The organism is Pseudoalteromonas prydzensis (assembly GCF_011050055.1).
In the GTDB taxonomy this organism is placed as follows: Bacteria; Pseudomonadota; Gammaproteobacteria; order Enterobacterales; family Alteromonadaceae; genus Pseudoalteromonas; species Pseudoalteromonas prydzensis_A.
Genome location: NZ_DRGM01000056.1, coordinates 20,715 through 40,097, shown reverse-complemented (window position 1 = coordinate 40,097; position 19,383 = coordinate 20,715). Strand labels below are relative to the sequence as shown.

General features: G+C 39.2%; 14 protein-coding genes and 1 pseudogene. 7 read left to right on the top strand and 8 right to left on the bottom strand.

Annotated elements, in window-relative coordinates:
• Nucleotides 1-136: 136 nt before the first annotated feature.
• The 4 genes and pseudogenes from ENH88_RS05380 to ENH88_RS05365 form a co-directional block, all read right to left on the bottom strand.
• Nucleotides 137-349 (bottom strand): annotated as a pseudogene (locus ENH88_RS05380) (DUF1287 domain-containing protein); the annotation flags it as partial.
• A gap of 30 nt (nucleotides 350-379) precedes the next feature.
• Nucleotides 380-769 carry a DUF6768 family protein gene (locus ENH88_RS05375; RefSeq protein ID WP_304180454.1) on the bottom strand — a complete coding sequence of 130 codons (390 nt, stop codon included), beginning with the start codon at nucleotides 767-769 and terminating at the stop codon, nucleotides 380-382.
• A 12-nt stretch (nucleotides 770-781) separates the two neighbouring features.
• Entirely contained in the window at nucleotides 782-1,300 is a 519-nt protein-coding gene (locus ENH88_RS05370; RefSeq protein ID WP_304180453.1) for an RNA polymerase sigma factor, read from the bottom strand.
• Between the two features lie 131 nt (nucleotides 1,301-1,431).
• Nucleotides 1,432-4,311 (bottom strand): insulinase family protein, encoded by a 2,880-nt coding sequence (locus ENH88_RS05365; protein ID WP_304180452.1) that lies wholly within the window; start codon nucleotides 4,309-4,311, stop codon nucleotides 1,432-1,434.
• 158 nt (nucleotides 4,312-4,469) lie between these two features.
• On the opposite strand from ENH88_RS05365, the gene ENH88_RS05360 reads away from it, so the two are divergent.
• Nucleotides 4,470-4,889, top strand: coding sequence for an MAPEG family protein (locus ENH88_RS05360; protein ID WP_304180451.1), 420 nt, complete (start codon nucleotides 4,470-4,472; stop codon nucleotides 4,887-4,889).
• 50 nt (nucleotides 4,890-4,939) lie between these two features.
• Here ENH88_RS05360 and ENH88_RS05355 read toward each other — a convergent pair whose 3' ends face one another.
• Complete coding sequence (locus ENH88_RS05355; RefSeq protein WP_304180450.1) at nucleotides 4,940-5,677, bottom strand: peptidylprolyl isomerase; 738 nt, start codon at nucleotides 5,675-5,677, stop codon at nucleotides 4,940-4,942.
• A 261-nt stretch (nucleotides 5,678-5,938) separates the two neighbouring features.
• Between ENH88_RS05355 and ENH88_RS05350 the strand changes: the two genes are divergently transcribed.
• Both ENH88_RS05350 and ushA read left to right on the top strand, forming a co-directional pair.
• Entirely contained in the window at nucleotides 5,939-6,136 is a 198-nt protein-coding gene (locus tag ENH88_RS05350; RefSeq protein ID WP_304180448.1) for a hypothetical protein, read from the top strand.
• Nucleotides 6,137-6,213: 77 nt separating this feature from the next.
• Entirely contained in the window at nucleotides 6,214-7,851 is a 1,638-nt protein-coding gene (gene ushA, locus ENH88_RS05345; RefSeq protein ID WP_304180447.1) for a bifunctional UDP-sugar hydrolase/5'-nucleotidase UshA, read from the top strand.
• A gap of 74 nt (nucleotides 7,852-7,925) precedes the next feature.
• On the opposite strand, the gene ENH88_RS05340 is transcribed toward ushA, so the two are convergent.
• Together ENH88_RS05340 and ENH88_RS05335 are read right to left on the bottom strand one after the other, a co-directional pair.
• Entirely contained in the window at nucleotides 7,926-8,873 is a 948-nt protein-coding gene (locus ENH88_RS05340) for a hypothetical protein (RefSeq protein ID WP_304180446.1), read from the bottom strand.
• Entirely contained in the window at nucleotides 8,863-9,762 is a 900-nt protein-coding gene (locus ENH88_RS05335; protein ID WP_304180444.1) for a PhnD/SsuA/transferrin family substrate-binding protein, read from the bottom strand. The genes ENH88_RS05340 and ENH88_RS05335 overlap by 11 nt, the downstream gene beginning before the upstream one ends.
• A 221-nt stretch (nucleotides 9,763-9,983) precedes the next feature.
• Here ENH88_RS05335 and ENH88_RS05330 point away from each other — a divergent pair, with 221 nt between their 5' ends.
• The 3 genes from ENH88_RS05330 to ENH88_RS05320 all read left to right on the top strand — a co-directional run bounded on the left by ENH88_RS05330 (nucleotide 9,984) and on the right by ENH88_RS05320 (nucleotide 17,452).
• Complete coding sequence (locus tag ENH88_RS05330; protein WP_304180442.1) at nucleotides 9,984-10,850, top strand: S1/P1 nuclease; 867 nt, start codon at nucleotides 9,984-9,986, stop codon at nucleotides 10,848-10,850.
• A 28-nt stretch (nucleotides 10,851-10,878) separates the two neighbouring features.
• The gene (locus ENH88_RS05325) at nucleotides 10,879-14,055 is read left to right on the top strand and encodes a TonB-dependent receptor (protein ID WP_304180441.1); all 3,177 of its coding nucleotides are present in this window, start codon (nucleotides 10,879-10,881) and stop codon (nucleotides 14,053-14,055) included.
• Nucleotides 14,056-14,329: 274 nt separating this feature from the next.
• Nucleotides 14,330-17,452 carry a TonB-dependent receptor gene (locus ENH88_RS05320; protein ID WP_304180439.1) on the top strand — a complete coding sequence of 1,041 codons (3,123 nt, stop codon included), beginning with the start codon at nucleotides 14,330-14,332 and terminating at the stop codon, nucleotides 17,450-17,452.
• 64 nt (nucleotides 17,453-17,516) lie between these two features.
• On the opposite strand, the gene ENH88_RS05315 is transcribed toward ENH88_RS05320, so the two are convergent.
• A complete protein-coding gene (locus ENH88_RS05315) occupies nucleotides 17,517-17,948 on the bottom strand; it encodes a MarR family winged helix-turn-helix transcriptional regulator (RefSeq protein WP_304180437.1) in 432 nt (143 codons plus the stop codon).
• A gap of 129 nt (nucleotides 17,949-18,077) precedes the next feature.
• Here ENH88_RS05315 and hmgA point away from each other — a divergent pair, with 129 nt between their 5' ends.
• The gene (hmgA, locus tag ENH88_RS05310) at nucleotides 18,078-19,379 is read left to right on the top strand and encodes a homogentisate 1,2-dioxygenase (protein WP_304180436.1); all 1,302 of its coding nucleotides are present in this window, start codon (nucleotides 18,078-18,080) and stop codon (nucleotides 19,377-19,379) included.
• The last annotated feature ends 4 nt before the right edge of the window (nucleotides 19,380-19,383 follow it).

The following is a 19,383-nucleotide window of genomic DNA, read 5'->3' as shown; positions in this document are numbered from 1 at the left end:
TGAAACGCCCAACGGGTTGGTTTAAAAGCGATTGATACTGCGTTATTGATTTTAACAATAGAACCACTATTATTTGCAATCAATGCCTTGCCTAAATCGCTTTTAATTCCAACTGAAACTCGTATCTTGAGGTGGTTTGGGTATAACTTCGAATAATCACATCAGTACATACGCCAATATTGTCGGGTACATCGCCGTTTGGGTAAGCAATGCGATGATAAGCGCCGTCATAACGCACGTTTTGTGTTGTTCTATCATTTGCGGCGTTGACCAAGTCATCAGTAAATGAGTTGCTGCTGTAGCTACATACTGAATACAATAACAACAAAGACCAAGTTATGTATTTCATAAAACTTCCTTTTAACGTTCAGATTAAAACTTAGTTTTTAATCTTTGAAGTTGAGTGTTCACTGAGTATCAGCCTTATTTCAAATTCACTTCGCTTAATTTCTTTAATAATAGATTGCCTATTCATCTCCATAAACAGCCAGAGTTTAACGGCAATTTGCATCATTAGACTACTTACAAAACACACAGCCCAAAACAGTTGCTGTGCTATCTGCTCAGCATTAAAATATTGGTAGGCTGATAGTATAAAAATTGCCGTGAGTATAAAAGCCAACATCGTACCTAAAACTGTCCAACTGCGCATTTTTCCGCGATATATACCTGTAAACTGTTTAAATAAACCAGAATCAGTCTCTAAAACAGACTCCAAATTGTGTTGTTCAGCCTGTAAGCTCTCTTTTATTTTCTCATCTAAATTCATCACTCTCTCCAATTATTCACTCAACCATTTTACCAGCTGTGCTCTCGCTCGGTGTAAACGTGACTTCACTGTGCCAACAGCAACATTTGTTATTAAAGCAATGTCGCTAATTGACATTTGCTCTAAATAAAACAAATAAACACTGAGCCGCTCACTATCTGGCAGGTTATTTATTAATTTTGCTAAATCAATAGATTGCTCATTACAATGTGTAGTATCTATTGATTGTTCATGCTTATCCGGCTGAAAACTTTCTATGTACTTATCTTTACGGGTGACATCAATAAACTTGTGGTATACCACTCTAAATAACCACGCTTTAAACACGCTTGGTTCTTTTAATTTACGAATGTCTTTTGCTACCACAGTCCACGCTTCTTGCGTTATATCCTTTGCTAAGTCTTTCTGTTTACAAAGTTTCATCGCAAATAGAAAGCTAGGATTATACAAATAAGTACATAATGAGTTAAAAGCTGGCTCATCCCCTTGCTGTGCGCTAATTACAGCAAGCGTTATTTGCGTCGAATTCATGCCTCTCCTTAATATCTTTTCTACAAGACGGTTTAGCAATGTAAAAGGTTCGCTGTATTTTTATTTTTTCACAAAAAAACCCAAGCAAATCGCTTGGGCTTTGATCTTTTTCAACGCTTCAATGGGCTAAATTACTTTTGCAATTTAATGCCATTAAAGTGTGCTTGTAAGTCTGTTACCAATGTTTGTTTTGGTAAATCGGCAAACGGTTTGTCAGCAAATTTGCTACCACGAAGTTGTACGTTTAAACGCGCAGCTTGTGGATTTAACATTGTTTGCTGGTAGTAGTCTTTAATATCTGCAAGGGTGACTTTTTCAACTTCAGCAATTAACTTTTCTTTTGAATCAAAAGCAAAATTTTCACGATACCAATCGCCAATTAATGGGCCCATTTCATCACTGAGGTTTTTCGGCTGCTCTTTGAGTGATACTAAGGCTGCGTTTTTAAGTTGTGCGAAGGTTTCTTCACTCATGGTATCAAGCTCTACGGCGTATTGCTTTTTAAACTCCTCAAAGCGCGCTTGCATTGTTTGGGCATCTTTTACTGGCGTTTGAATAAACAAGCCAATTGCTGAATAGTCTTCAATTGGCCGTGCTAAGCCATCTACCGCATAAGCCAGTTGCTCTTCGGTACGTAATTTATCAAATGCAATAGTACTAAAGTGACCTTGTAGCACTTGCGCTTGCGCTTTTTGCTTATAGCCTGCAATCGGGTGTACGGTCATATCAATAATCGCGACATCCGCCACATCAATGTCTTTTTGCAATACGATGGTTTCACCAGGTTGCGGCAACCATGCTTTACTGCGTGCGAATTCAGTTGCTTTGTGCGCTACTGGTAACACTGCAGTTAGCGCTTTAGCAATCGCGTCAACATCTTGCTGGTTGTAGTTACCAAAAGTAAATACGCGTAGTTCGTTATTGCCAAATGTCTGCTGTTTGAGCTGCTCAAAATCGGCAATCGTTAATGTTTTAGCTGTATTTACTAATGCATCCGTATCAAAGCTACCGGTTCTGATCAGTTTTGAATATTCATCGAACGCTTGATAGAAAGGAAATTGTTTTTGTGCATTTAATAAAGCGCGTTGGTAACGATCAAGTGCTTGCGCAAAGCCTTGCTCTGTCACTTGTACATTTATGTTTTCCAGCGCCTGCGCTAGCAATAAATCCTGTTTATCTGTAAAACCGCTCATAGATAAAATAAGGCCATTACTCGCTTCAAGGCCAACACTCATACCAGCAACGGCCGCTTCAGTACTGAGTTTACTTTGTTGTAGGTTGTATAAGTCAGCCCATACTGAATAAAGTACTTTTGCTTTAATATCCGTCAATGCATCCGGCGTATTTAAATAAACTTCAAGCAATCCTTTCGGTTGCTCGGCGAAGTTTTGACTGGCTTGACGCCATATTTTTACGCCATTTTTTTCATACACCAACGCTGGGTGCTTTTGCTCAGCAAATTGCGCTGTTTTAATTGCAAAGCTCTCTGGTAGTAAACGATTTACGGTTGGTAGTGCTAAGGCAAATTGGCTTGGTTTACTCCAGCTGGCAATCTCTGCATCGCTGATATCTTCAATACGGTATTTACCATCGTAAAAATGCAATTGCGAGTCGGTTTCTTCTTGTTTAGAGGTATACCAAATACGTAACGTATCAGCATTTAATTGCTTAAGCACTTTGTTAATGGCTGCGGCATCAAATTTAGCGTAATAATATGGCGCATTGATAGCATGATTAAGTGGGTAGTCCTGCATGCTGCCAGCTAGATTACTGACATAACCGAACTCATCGCCTTTTTCCAAAAATTGAAATTCATTATTTAATGAAGTGCGAATTTCATTAAAGTATTTACTATCAACGCCTTCTTTTTTGATCAAGTCGATGTATTGCATCACTGTTGCGACAATTGTTTCGCGGTTTTTCATGCCTTCATCAGTTAATTGCACATCGACTGTCAACGCGCCATAGTTACCGTAGTGAGTTGGCGTCGCGTTGGCTGATAGCTGTGATACCCAGCCTTTATCACGTAAAATTTGCGCTGGGCTGCCTTGCATTTCATTACTTAATAAATATGCTACAAAGCGGTTTGGTTTAACGGCAAATTCGTCGCTGTTATCAACAATGGTAAAATCAAGTTGTAACTGTTTTACATCTTCATTGGGGGCGTAATGTACGCGTTTACCACCCACATTATCAAAATCTAACTGTTGGGTAACGGTTGGTTTGTCGATTTTTTTATCTTCAATATCAGCAAAATATTTTTGTGCTTTCGCTTCCATCTCGCTCAGTGGCAAGTTTGAAATCATCGCCACTTTCATAATGTTAGAAGAGTAATATTTATTATAAAAATCAACCGTCTCTTTATGTAATGAACTGCCTTCTTTATCACCGAGTGTTTCTAAATTACCGATTAAAAAACGATTTGCAGGATGATCGCCCATCATTTTACGCGCCAGTTTAAACTGACCAAAAAAGTCCATCTCGCGGCGCATTGGCCATTCGGCGTTTACTGCGTTTTTCTCTTTATCTGTGTATTCTGGGTAAAGCTTAGGAGATTTAAAGAAATCAGCAAAACGATCTAGTGCTTCGTCATAGGCATCATTATTGACTTTAAACATGTAGTTAGTGATATCTAACCATGTATAAGCATTGTGCGCCCCGCCGTTTTTAGTCATAAAATCAGAGTACCCTTTGGTATCAGGGTAGCGCTCAGTACCTAAAAATAACATGTGCTCTAAATAATGCGCCATCCCCTGTTGACTCATTGGATCATGTAACAAACCAACACCGACACTCAATGCGGCCGCTGATTTTTCAGCGCTTGGATCTGAGACTAAAATTACTTCAATTTCATTTGCCAATTTAAGGGTTTTATATTGGCGAGTATCATTTGGGCTAATTACCAGAGTATCTGACAATAATGCGGTTTGTTGTTGTACTGAAGTGGTTGTGGTACCACAACCACTTAATACCGCTAAGGCAATAGCGCTTAAAGTAATTATTTTTTTCATAATGAGGATAGTATCCATTAATTGTTGTCTTGTGTTTATGATCGGTAAACGAGCATAAGCTTGCAATCATTTTTCTAAATACTTTGTAACACATTTTGTGAATTATAAAGACAAACTGCTAGGCTTATGTCTGAATTTACTCTAACAACGAGAATCAAATGGAAAAATATCTATTGCTTGCTATGTTCGCTCAAGTCATGTTGACGTTTACAGTAATGGTGGTAATGGGTCGTCGGCGTTTTAGTGCTGCACGTAACAAAACAATTTCGATGCAAGATTTTGCTACCATGCAATTAGATAATGCGGGTGATGACGTGCATATTGCTGGTCGCAACTTTATCAATCAGTTTGAAATACCAGTATTGTTTTTTGTTGCCTGCGTAACAGGCCTACAACTCAATGCAGCAGGGTACATGTTTGTAGCTTTAGCATGGGGGTTTGTTATTTCGCGAGTAATTCACAGTATTATTCATTTAGGCAGCAATAGCGTAAAACCGCGTTATTATAGCTTTTTGCTTGGCTGTTTAGTGGTTTTAACTATGTGGGTGTTATTAGTAATGCGGGTATTTGCACTTTAAACCGTTACCCTTGCTATCGGGACATATAACCCGATAGCAAGCACATACTATTAAGCTGCACGGCGACGGTTAAAGCCCAACAAGAGTAATGGCAATAACCAGCTCATACTACCACTTGAGTTATCATCCGCATCAGGCTGAGTCGGATCGTTAATTAGGGTGTTTTCTTTCGGAGATAAATTGGCTGATGAATTTGGATCATCGTCCAGCACCACCACACTATTAACCGATACAAGATTAGTAATAGCCAACGTGGTATCTGCACTTGCACACTGCTCTTTAGTTATATTTACCACAGGAATTTCACCGCAATGAACTAACGCAGAGATCTTATCCAGCACAGCATAACTATCGGCAGTAATTTGACCAAATACGGTAAAACCGCCATTTTGCTTATCTAAGTTTGCGCTATTATCTTTAAGATTAAAGAACCACTGGCTAGTCGCACTATTTGGATTTCCTCCCACTTTAGCCATAGCAACGGTGCCTTTTACATTCGACAGCACTGGCTCATTCGCAACTGCAGGTGATGTTTCAATCGCTTTAAAATCATCGGTAAATGTAAACCCGCCTCCTTGAATGATGAAGTTTTCTAGCGAACGATGGATCACAGTTTGATGATACGCTTCACTCTCAACATAGGTTAAAAAGTTCGCCACCGTTTTTGGTGTTTGTTGATCAAATAAATCAATTTTGATGGTGCCTTGCGAAGTTTGCATTTCAACCACGGTAGCATTGCTTGCAAACGCAGCGGTAGCTAACAAGCTACCCAGTAATAGTTTTTTCATTATTTTTTGTCCTGAAGAATGTTGGGGGTATGTAAATTTAATGCAAATAGTAAAGAACCAATGGACTAAATACGATAGCAAAACGTACCTTTAAACAAATCAGACCGAATTGATTACATTTAAATTACATGTGGTTACATCTTGTTGTTATTCACTCACGTTATAAATAAATTTTATTTAAAACGAAATCGTCTTAATAGCCTGATTTATTTTGTTAGTATTATTTTCAATAATAAAACACACACAACAGGATTAACTGCCATGTCTAATAATGAACAACAGATATGCGATTTCGGCTTACATCAAGGCGAGGCTTACACTAAGTTGCCAGCAAGTTTTTTGAACTGGATGGTGGGTAATAATCATGAAAAATCAGCATTGGCAGAACAAGAATTACAACGGCGTCAATTAGCCGCGACAGGAAAATTAAATTTTCAAGACGATATGAAAATAGAATAATTACGTTATTTTGCAATAAAACTAGTTTAGACTATGCGCTTAATGAACAGCAGAACACTGACAACACGGGTCACATTATGCGCATATTAACTTCACTTTTTCTATTACTAAGCATCAGTGCATGCAGTAATTATCAACCTGCTCCTAACACACACTCATCGACCGATGATGTTCACTATCTCACTATTTTACATACCAACGATAATCATGGCCGTTTTTGGCATAACGAAAAAGGTGAATACGGCATGGCTGCCCGTAAAACCTTAATCGACCAGTTACGCAATGATGCCAAGCAAAATGGTCACGCTGTATTATTACTTTCCGGTGGTGATATAAACACAGGTATTCCTGAATCTGATCTGCAATTTGCAGAGCCTGATTTCAAAGGTATGTCGTTAATTGGTTATGATGCGATGGCAATTGGTAATCATGAATTTGACAATCCATTAAGTGTTTTAAAACAGCAACAACAATGGGCGAACTTTCCGCTGCTATCGGCAAATATTATTGATAAAAAAACCGGAAAAAATGCCTTTCAAGCGTATAAGGTATTTGAGCAGCAAGGATTAAAAATTGCGGTGATTGGTTTAACCACCACTGACACAGCTAAAATTGGTAACCCGCAGTATATCGGCGGCCTTGAATTTAAAGAGCCAGTTGCGGTAACCCAAACATTGGCTGATAAAATCAAAGCACAATACCAGCCTGATATCACCATTGCGGTAACCCACATGGGCCATTACGTCGATGCCAATTATGGTATTAATGCGCCGGGGGATGTCACCCTAGCCCGCTCTCTTGCAAAAAACACCCTTGATATGATCATCGGTGGTCACTCGCAAGAACCGGTGTGCATGGCAAGCGAGAATAAAAACGACGCTCACTTCAAACCAGGTATGGCATGCAAACCTGATCAACAAAATGGCACTTGGATCATGCAAGCCCATGAATGGGGAAAATACGTTGGTAAAGCTGAATTTAAGTTAGAAAATGGCCAGCTCACTTTGCTTGACTATAAATTACTGCCGGTAAATTTATACATTCACCAGGAACAAGCAGACGGCACCACAAAACCGGTCCTCGCAAATGAGTATATTACGCCAAACCCTGAGTTAAAGGCATTTTTGGCTGATTACCAAGCTAAAGGAGCAAAACAGATTAAAGGTAAAATTGGTTATGTTGATGCAAAACTTGAGGGGGACCGCAATAAAGTTCGTTATCAACAAACCAACTTAGCCCGCGTTATTGTGCAAGCGCAAATGAATGTTGTTGGCGCTGACTTTGGTATTATCAGCGGCGGTGGCGTACGTGATAGTATTGCTGCGGGTGAAGTTAGTTATAAAGATATTTTAAAAGTTCACCCATTTAAAAACCGTATTGCGTATATCGATTGGCAAGGTCAAGAGCTTTGGGATTACCTAGAAACTGTAACTAGTTTCCCACCGGATTCTGGTGCTTACTTGCAATATCATAAACTGAGCTTTGAGCGCAGTGATAACACACTGACTAAGGTGATGATCAATGGTCAAGCACTGGATAAAAGTAAAACCTATCGCATGAGCATTAATAGCTACAATGCATCTGGCGGTGATGGTTACCCCGTGTTAGTAAAGCGTAAAGGCTTTGTCAGTACTGATGAGACAGATGCACAAGCATTAAAACGCTTCTTTATTGAAAATAGCCCAGTTAAAGCCATTGAATTTTCTCCTAAATAATCCGAGCTTACCTCACACTGTTTAAGCATTAGCAGTGTGAGGTTTTTATTCTGAACGGGCTAACTGGATTCAGGTTATTTGCCTATCACCTCTATATCATCTGCTTTGATATTCGATAACCCATAGCTATGCAGCCGCGAGCGCGACCCCTCACCATGTGCCTTAGGAGGGTAATATATTTCTTTCAGCTGTGAGTGTTCTATAAGTACTTCATCCAATGCAGCCCTAATTTCACTCAAGGTTTTTTCCAAACTATTGGTAAAGTTAGGCCGTTTACGAATGGTGTGACCAAGCTGAGTTAAACGGTAAAAATACTTATTCGCCAATTCAATTAACTCATCCGGCACATCTTTATTTTGATTAAGCGTCACATCGGGGTGCTCAACGCAAAACTCGATTAAAGCCAAGTAAAAACACAATGGTTTGTTAGCTAAACCGGCTTTTATCTCAGCGTTATCATTAATAGCCAAAACCTTATCTTGCAAATCAATCACTAGTTTCACTTGCACATTAACCAGCGGAAGTTGCTCTGTTTGCTCTTTTAATGCTAAGTATTGCAGCGATGTTCGGTTAATAAGTTCAGCCCACTTAGAAAATAAAAAAGACAATAATAACAATATCATAACGATATAAATATCGCTTATATGCCACCAACGCGTCTCAATTAAAAATGTAATCGCGACTTTTTGATCACTTGTTTCAAGATACCCTATCCGACTTTCGCGGCCATTATTTGTTAATGCCAGTGAGACATCATTGATGGTATTAACTTGAATTGGCTGTTGTATCAATTGCATATTCAAACGTTGTAGATAACCTGCAATAGCGTCATGATTGCCCGAGTGTTTCAAAAAGCGATTTGATAAATCTAGGCGAGGTAAATCTAGTGCAATCCGGTTTTCAATATCAGCCATTATTAAATCGTTATGTTGCGACTGCTGCACATAACTAGACAATTTAAACGTCAATAGCGCCGCACTAAAAATCAACAGTGTCACGCCAAACAAGCGCTTATTGTTCATCGCGTTGCTCTCCTAAGAATTCAGCTTTACCCGCAGAACAATGCCAATATGGTTCAACATGATTAAAATAAGTCGACACTTGCTGCTTAGATAATTGGATTAATTGAGATTGAATAGCGCACAGCAAATCAGTGTTCTCATGCTGCATTTTAAAGTACCAACGCGTACCCGTTACATTACCACTGATTGGAGTTATATAATTTTTAGAGAAATGCGCCTGATCTGCTTCCTTCCAAAAAGAGGCTATCAAATCAACCTGTCCATTGGCTAATAACTCCCTAAGCTCATTATGTGAACTGGCGTAAGTAATTTTTAAATTTTCAAGGTTGATCCCTAAATCTTTAAACTTTTGTTTAGGTAGTATATGCCCCGAGCGGCTTGTAGGATAATCAAGTAAGCCAATCCGTTTCCCCAAAAAGTATTGCTTGTTAATTTTTGGCTTTTCTTTAGCTGAAATAAAAAACGCGGTATAACTAGGAAAGCCAACAACAGGTTGATAATTATAGGTCGATTCAGCTTTGAAGGCTGACATAATGTTGTTTTTTGCTAAAATTAAATCAGCGATACCTTTACCAATGAACTCAATGCTATCGGCAGTACGGTAACCCCATAAAGCGATCACTTCGCCATATTGTTTTGCTACAACGGGATCTTCACACAGGCTTTGTGTTAAAGAACGAGCAACCTTTTGCGAGGGGGCATAGACAATTAATTGCACTTGGTTTTCTGTTGCCCAAGTCTGACACCGACTAGATGTTTCAATTAAAGGCTTTAAGGCCCCCCTGGATGTAACCACATTCAGCTGGCCACTGAGCCAAACCAACAAAAAAAACAGTAACAAAACAGTTACAAAGAAGCTGTGTTGCAAAAGCAGCTGTTTAATTTTCAAAAGTTCAACAATCCAAAACTATTCATCCTCCTATTTGACCAATTTAAATTACTTATTACAACAAGTAATTTTACCTAAAACAATTAACTATTTGAATTTAAACAAATAGCAATAAGAAATTATGATTTTCTTTGAGTCCTTTCTATTTATCTCAAAATCAGGACAATTCGCGCCATAGGAGAGGCTGCTCTTGTAAAATAAGATCATTGAGGAAAACACAAATGTTACGCAAAATTACACATGGATTTAGTTATCTTTTAGTCGGCGCAGTACTTTTATCATCACAAAATGTATTGGCTTGGGGACAAAATGGCCACAGAATTGTCGGTGAAATTGCCGAAAATCACATAACAGACGCAACTAAAGCAGAGCTTAAAGAACTTTTAGAAGGGCAAAGTCTAGCGCAAATTGCTACTTGGGCTGATGAAATGCGCTCTGATCCGAGTCCTTTTTGGCAAAAAAAATCTTCTCGTTGGCATTACATTAACGCGCCAAGCAATTCATCTACATTTACTCACAACCACGATGAAAACTTAAATAAAGATAATGTAAGCAACATTCTTGAAGGGATGTATTTTGCCATCGATACGCTACAAAACAAAAACAGTTCAATAGATGCCAAACGTTTTAGCTTACGTTTTCTTGTTCATTTAGTTGGCGATAGCCATCAGCCATTTCATGCCGGACGTGCAGAAGATAGAGGTGGCAACCGTATTAACGTTACCTTTTTTGGCCAGCAAACCAACCTGCACTCGTTGTGGGACACTAAATTAATCGAAAATGAAAACCTATCATTCACTGAATTCGCGCAGTTTATTGATACTGATAATGCAGAAATAATTGCAGAGTACCTAGCCAGTTCACCAGAGCAATGGGTAACAGAGTCACACAATTTAGCTGACAAACTATACAAGCTAAACAATGACGAGATTGGCTTTAGCTACATTTACGAAAATACACCGATTATTAAAACTCGCTTACAACAAGCCGGTATTCGATTAGCTGGATTATTAAATACATTATTTGATAGTTCAGCAAAACCGTTAGCAAAGGCACTTAAGATGTCAGCTAACACAAACAAGCAATAAACCTTAACTTTACACGGGAATCAACAAAATGAATAAGCTTCGCCTTTCGAAATTAACCGGGGCAGTGATCCTAGCCTTAGGTGTTTCTACAAGCGTAATGGCAGCAGATACCTCATCCGCTATGCGTGGTAAAATTACTACGCCTTCTGGCACTGCAGCCGCAAATGTGAAAATTAAAGTTATTCACCAACCAACTGGCACTGTAAGCGAATTAACAACCAACGAGAGCGGTACCTTTATTGCCAATGGTTTACGTGTTGGCGGTCCTTACACTGTGTTTATTGATTCAGACCAATTTACCGATACCATGCTTGAAAATATATATTTAGAGCTGGGCGATACCTATCGTCTTAATTCTCAGCTTCAAGCAGCTAACATCGAAAAAATTGAAGTATCAGGCTATAAAATTATTCAACAATCTGGTGGCTCAAGCAGTACGTTTGGCGAAGATACAATCAGTAACATGCCAAGCTTTAATCGTGACATTAAAGATATTGCCCGTCTAAATCCTTTAGCAAGTATCAATGGTAATGGCGAGTTAACGTTTGCGGGGAGCAACCCTCGTACTAACGGTCTAACTGTTGATGGTATCGGTCAAAACGATGACTTTGGTTTGAATTTTGGTGGCTACCCGACCTCTCAACCTCCTGTTTCACTTGACGCAATAGAGCAAGTTTCCGTAGACGTATCACCTTTTTCAGCCTCTAAAGGTAACTTTGGTGGCGGTACAATTAACGCTGTAACGAAGTCTGGTACTAATGAATTCAAATTTTCAGGCTTCTATGAAACATCTACACCTGATATGGCTGGCGATGTTCAAACAATCAAAGAAGATGATACTGATGAGGCCGGTTATAAAACTTATTCAACAAGTAAGGTAAAACCGATTCAAACTGAACAACGTTTTGGTTTTAATGTCGGTGGCGCAGTTATTAAAGATGAACTGTTTTACTTTGTAAACTACGCACAGTGGTCAAGTGAACAGGATTTAGATTATGGCTTTAAAGATTCTGGTGCTGCAAATGAATTTAATATAACCGAAGACAGTTACAATCGCTTTATTGCTATTTTAAATGACGAATATGGTCTAACAGATTCATTAGCGGGGGCACCTGAAGACACCAACAAAAATTTATTGGTTAAACTTAGCTGGAATGCCAGTGATGAGCATCGCCTAGATTTCACGTATCAATGGCAAGACGATCAAGCTGAGAAAAATGAGAGTAGAGGTGGAAATAGAGTAGTTTTAAAATCAAATACATATGCATATGTTACTAAGTTTAATAATTTTGCCACTAAACTTTATTCTGATTGGACTGAAGACTTTTCAACAGAGATTGGTATTGCGTATAAAGATGTAACCTCTGACAGTGTTACTCGCTCTAACTTAGGTAGCATCACCGTAGAAGAAGATGGCAGAAATGGCCCTAATTTTAATTTTGGTACTGATAGATATCGCCATGCTAACAAATCTGAAACTGAAAACTTAACACTGACGTTTGATGCGACTTACCTGATGGACGAGCACGAAATAAACTTTGGGGCTCAATATGAGTCACTTCGTTTATATAACTTGTTTGCTGAAAACTCATTAGGTACATGGAAATTCTCTAGTCTTGATCAGTTTGCTAACCGCGAATTGAGTGCATACAACTTCTCATATCAAAATGCGTACACTAATAATTCAGCAGATACAGCATATGATGCTACACGTAGTCAATTTGCTTTATACGTTGAAGATACTTTTTACTTAAGTGATGACTTAGAAGTGACAGCTGGTCTTCGCTATGAGCGTTTATCGTCTGATGATAAACCGACTCTTAATGAAAGCTTTCTAAGCACCTATGGTTTTAGTAATCAAGAAAATCTTGATGGTTTAGATATTATTCTACCTCGCGTTGGCTTTAAATATTATGCAACTGAAGCATTAACAATCAATGGTGGAATTGGTCGTTTCCAAGGTGGTATTCCAAATGTTTGGTATAACAACTCGTTTCAAAAAGATGGTATTACCCTCGTTTCTGCACCAAATAGTGTAATAAACGACTATTACGAAAATAACCCTGCAGATATAACTCAGGTCCCTGATGTTATTAAAAATTCGTTAGAGAAAGGCGCTGGAAGCACTGCTTACATTGATCCTGACTTCAAGTTACCTTCAAGTATTCGTGCCCAAGTTGGCTTTGAATATGAATTTGATTCTGAACTATTGGGTAATGGCTTTAAATGGCAGGCCGAAATTGCTTACCACAAAAAAGAAAATGAAGCTGTATGGCATAATACATCTATCCGTCCTATCGGTTTAGCTGCTGACGGCGAGCGTGTAATTAATGAGACCATCTACAGTGGTGCATTGAAAGATAACGTTGATATTGCAATGACTAATTCAAGCGATGATGGCCGCTCTATCATTATCTCTACCGGTATTGCTAAAGAGTGGGATAACGGTTTATTTGCCTCTGCAAGTTATGCTCATCAAGATGTTACTGAATCTTCAGTTGGGTCAGCGTCGCAAGCGGAAGGTAACTATAAGCATAATATTACGGCTAATCGTAATCAAGATGTGGCAGCACGTGGCTTTTATGAAGTTGAGCACAGTTTCAAAATTAACTTAGGATACAATGCTGAATTTATTGCCGGTTATGCAACTAAATTTAATATGTATTTTGAACGCCGTTCTGGTCGTCCATTTAGTTATACAATGAATATGTATAAAGATGCTCACTTAGGCGACACAAGTTCTTTATTTACCAACCGCGCTTATTTAGCTTATATTCCAACGGGTGCTGATGATCCGAATGTCAATTGGGAGCAGTCTCAAATGGATTGGGCACAATTAGCAGAGCGTTTAGATCGTGCTGGTATCTCTCAACGCGGCGGCATTATCGGTAAAAATACTGGAACGCAGCCTTGGGTTACCACCATGGACATCAGCATTAAGCAAGAAATCCCTGGCTTTACTGACGGCCATAGCGGCGAGCTATACCTTATGATTGATAATTTCGCTAACCTACTTAATAGCGATTGGGGTATAGAAAAGCGCTTAGGTTATTCAGACCAATCAATTTATGATTTTGGTGGCCTTGATGACCAAGGACGCTATATTATTGATAATAGCTTCGGTGGCGCTGATGTAAGAAACTATAGCCAAATAGCAAGCTCATCAACATGGCAGGCTAAAATTGGTATCAGCTATAAATTCTAATTTTTAAAACTCTATGTAAAACCCGCTTTTAGCGGGTTTTTTTATGCATAAAACGCTAGGCTTCATACTTTTGTCATATTTAATGAGTAGATTGACCAATGGGTACTAAATTGCTCGAAAAACCGCAGTTTTGTTCTAAACTACTTTTATTACAAATTTATGTGAAATGTAACTTATTTGTAATGAAATAATAGGGTACAATTTAGCTGCTTAGAAAATCCGAGCAAATTAATACCAAAACTAAAAATATTACACCTTACACGGGAAATTAATAATGAAAATTCAACTACGCAAAACAGCACTTTCACTCGCTATCGCAGCTTGTGTTGGCGTAAGTGGCGCAGCAGTAGCAAATACAACTGCATCGGGTGTCAAAGGTCAAATTGTTGGCCCTAACGGTAACCCTGCTGCAGGTACTGAAGTGACTATTATTCACGTACCTTCCGGCTCTTCTAAGGTAACTTACGTGAATGATGCTGGCTATTTTAGTGCTAGCGGCCTTCGTGTTGGCGGACCATACAACATTATAGTTGACTCAGATAAATATGAAGATCAGCTTGTTGAGAATATTTTTCTAACTCTGGGTTCTGATTACCCTGTTAGCGTACAACTAAAACCGACTTCTGATATTGAACAGATTGTTGTTACTGGTCGCCCTATTAGTGCAATGTCCGGTGGTACAGGCCCATCTTCAACATTTACACTAGAAGACCTTGAAAATGCCCCAGCTATTAACCGTGATCTGAGAGATATTGTTCGCGCAGATCCACGCGTTTATGTTGATGAAAGCCGTGGTGCAATTCAGTGTGGGGGTAATAATCCTCGATATAACAGCTTAACAGTTGATGGCATCCGCATGAACGATAACTTCGGTTTAAGTTCAAATGGCTACCCTACTATTGGTGCCCCTTTTTCATTTGACTCAATCGATCAGGTTGCTGTTGAGCTAGCCCCATTTGATGTACAGTACGGCGGGTTTACTGCGTGTAACATCAATGCGGTAACTAAATCAGGTGGTAATGAAATCCATGGTGGAGTATTCTTTGATTTCACCAGCGACAGTTATAAAGGTGATAAAGTTGAAGGTGTGAAAGCCGATAACGGTAACTATACTGATAAACGTTATGGTTTTAACTTAGGCTTACCACTAATTAAAGATCAGCTGTTCTTCTTCGGAACTTATGAAAAACAAGAAGGTATCGCGCAATTCAACTATGGCGCAGCTCAAGGTGATGATCCAAGTGTTACAGCAGGCGATATTGCGAATATTCAACGTATTGCCCAAGAAAAATATAACTACAACGCAGGCACTATGCCAGGCAGCATGCCAGTTGAAGATGAAAAAATCTTAGTTAAACTTGACTGGACTATAAATGATAACCATCGTGCAAATTTCATTTATAATTACAATGATGCTTTTACTATTTCTCAATCAGACACTGGTTCAAGCCGTTTATCATTAGATAGCCATTATTATGAACAAGGCGCCAAATTTACCTCTTTTGTTAGTTCTCTTTATTCAGATTGGAACGACGATTTTTCTACTGAAGTTCGTTTTGGTAAATCTGAAGTAGATGCACGCGTGCAATCACTTGATGCAGCATCGGGTTTTGGCGAGTTTCAAGTTAAGACTGCAGGTGGTGCAACGGTTTACATCGGCCCAGATGATTCGCGTCATTCCAATAAACTTAAATATGACACAACTACATTTAAGTTAGCTGGTAAGTACTACCTTGATAAACATACAATTAGTGCTGGCTATGAATATGAAAAGTTAAATGTATTTAATATGTTTGTACAGCACACACAAGGTGAGTTTCGCTTTAATTCAATTGAAGATTTTGAAAACGGTTTAGCTTCAAGAATTGAATATAATAATGCTGCTGGTACTAATAATCCTGCTGATGCTGCAGCAGAGTTTTCTTATAAGCAACATACTTTTTATTTGCAAGACGAATATAACTTCGACAATATTGATGCCAGTTTAACTTTTGGTCTGCGCTATGACCGTTATGACAGCAGTGATGTACCAAATTTTAACGAAAACTTTACTAATCGTTACGGGTTTTCAAACCAACAAAACTTAGATGGTATGGATCTTATCCAACCTCGTGTAGGCTTTAATTGGTATGCCACTGATGCCTTAGAAGTGCGTGCAGGTGTTGGTCTATACACTGGTGGTAATCCAAATGTGTGGGTATCTAATGCTTACTCAAATGACGGTGTAACAAATATCTATACTCGCCGTAATAATGTTGATCTATTTAATACTGCAATGACTAATTTTGATGGCGGTACGCCAGGTTATGACGTTCCACAAGAAATGTTCGATGAAGTTGCCAATACCGACATTCGTTTAGGTGATAGTATTGCAAATGTGATTGATCCAAACTTTAAAATGCCTTCAGAGTGGAAATATGCATTAGGTGCTACGTTTACTACTGATAACGATTATGTGCTCTCTGCCGATGCGCTTTATTCACGTAAAAATGACGCTGCAGTACTAACTGATTTAGGGGTAGCGCAAAATGGCTATGAGCCAGTAGATGGACGTCCTATCTACACTGCACCTGAAGGTCGTAGTGGTGAGTTTATGCTAACCAATGCTGATGATGGTGGCGATGCATTAGTACTTTCAACGGCGCTTAGCAAACGCTATGACAATGGTATTGACTTTACTCTTGCGTATTCATATACCGATGCTAAAGATATCAATCCAATGACCAGTTCAGTAGCGGATTCAAATTACCATAACTTAGCAACTATAAATCCTAACAACCCAGGTATTGCAACATCAGATTACGAAGTACCACATCGCTTTACTCTGAAACTAGGTTACGCGCATGAATTCTTTGATGGTTATGCAACACGCTTCAATTTATTTGGTCAAGCATCAAAAGGAATGCCTTATAGCTACACCTTTGCCGACTCAGATAATTTGTGGACACCGTCATTTGCAGATAAAAACCGTCAATTATTATACGTACCAAACGTTAATGATCCAAACGTTGTATATGGCGCCGATTTTGATCTAGACGCTTTTAACGCCTTTATTAATGAAGAAAACTTAAAGCGTGGCAGTATCACAGATCGTAACAGTGAATATGCACCTTGGTTTATTAAATTCGACTTCAAAGTAACTCAAGAGCTACCAGGTTTTATGGAAGGTCATAAAGGTGAAGCCTACTTTGTTATTGATAATTTAACCAACCTCCTAAACGATGATTGGGGTAAACTTGAAAAAGGAAACTTCGTAGGTAACCCTGTAGTAAAAACATCTCGTGATGATCAAGGTCGTTACGTTTACGAAAGTTTCAACTCAGGCAATGTTGGTACTTATGTACAACGTGATGCCTCACTTTGGGAAATGCGTGTAGGTGTTCGTTACACTTTCTAATTTGCTAAGTTAACTTTACAAATTAAAGTAATTTTAAAGCCCATCTTTTGATGGGCTTTTTGTTTTATTCAGCTAATTTACTCGTTAACTTATCTAAACAGTTAAGTAGAGTTTGATACTCAGCGTTGCTTAAAACTTCTAATAAACTTTTCTCCCACGCCAAAGCCGCTGGTGCTAATTGCTGATACAAACTTAAGCCTTGCTCACTCAGTGCTAATAATGCAGCCCGTTTATCATCAGGATTTACTACACTCATTACATAATCTTTATCTATCAATGCCTTTATTGCTCTTGATACGGTGGACTTGTCCATTGCTGCTTGCTCGCACAATGCTTTTGCGTTGCTTTGCCCAAACTGGGCTAAGTTAAACAAAATACGCCACTGTGCAACGGTTAAGTCACTTTGTTGTTGATATACAGGTGCAAACTGTTCACTCATTTTACTGGCAAGATTAGCCAGTCGATACGGTAAAAAAGTCTCTAAATCGAGTGCCATAGCAGGATATCCTCTTAATTTACAATCACAGTTTCGCTGTTCATAAATATGTACAGTGATAAAAACTGTGATGTTTGAATTTAGTCTCACTTGAGAGTATCTTACAGTAAAACTAAAAGGAGTCGAGTGATGACCAGCGAATTAGAATATATGACCGGATTTGGTAATGAGTTTGAAACCGAAGCCTTGCCAGGTGCCCTACCGATCGGCCAATTTAGCCCACAAAAAGTAAAATACGATTTATACGCAGAGCAATTTAGTACCACGGCATTTACCGCGCCGCGTGCTGATAACCGCCGTACGTGGATGTACCGTATCCGCCCCTCGGTTGTGCAAGGTGATTATAGCGCCATTGATAACGGTTTAATTCGCACCGCACCAATCACTGAAGTACCAACTCCACCAACAATGCTTCGTTGGAACCCGATTGATATTCCCACTACGCCAACCGATTTTATTGATGGCTTAATAACGATGGCTGCAAACGGCAGTGCCAATGGTCAAACCGGTATTGGCATTCACGTTTATGTCGCGAATAAGTCGATGACTGATCGCTATTTCTACAATGCCGACGGTGAAATGTTGTTTGTGCCGCAGCAAGGTGAATTATTACTTAAAACCGAATGTGGTAACTTAACGGTTAAAGCGGGTGAAATTGCAGTTATTCCACGTGGTATTAAATTCCAAGTGATTTTACTTAGTGATAGCGCCCGTGGTTATATCTGTGAAAACTATGGTCATGCTTATGTGTTAGCTGAGCGTGGTCCGGTGGGCGCCAACGGCTACGCTAACGACCGCGATTTTCAATACCCGGTAGCTGCCTTTGAAGATAAAGAAGGTGAGTTTGAACTGGTTGCTAAGTTCAACGGTAATATGTTCCGCTGTGATATTGGGCATTCACCGCTGGATGTAGTTGCTTGGACAGGTAACAGCGCTCCCTATAAATATGATTTAGCTCGTTTTAATGTGATGAATACGGTCAGTTTTGATCACCCTGATCCATCAATATTTACAGTACTCACTTCACCATCAGGTACTGAAGGCGTTGCTAATATTGATTTTGCTATTTTCCCACCGCGCTGGATGGTAGCAGAAAATACCTTCCGCCCACCCTATTATCACCGTAATATTATGAGTGAGTTTATGGGCTTGATTGAAGGCGTATACGATGCCAAAGAGCACGGTTTTGTACCCGGTGGTATGAGTTTGCATAATTGTATGTCGCCGCATGGCCCAGAAGCCGATGTGTTTAAAAAGGCCTCAAATGCAGAGCTTGCGCCACAACGCTACGAAAACACCCTCGCATTTATGTTTGAGTCGCGTTACATTATTTCGCCAACCAAGTACGCATTAGAGGGCAAACAGCGCCAACCTAACTACACTGATTGCTGGCGTACCATTAAAAAACATTACAGCGGCCCACAAGGATAATTAC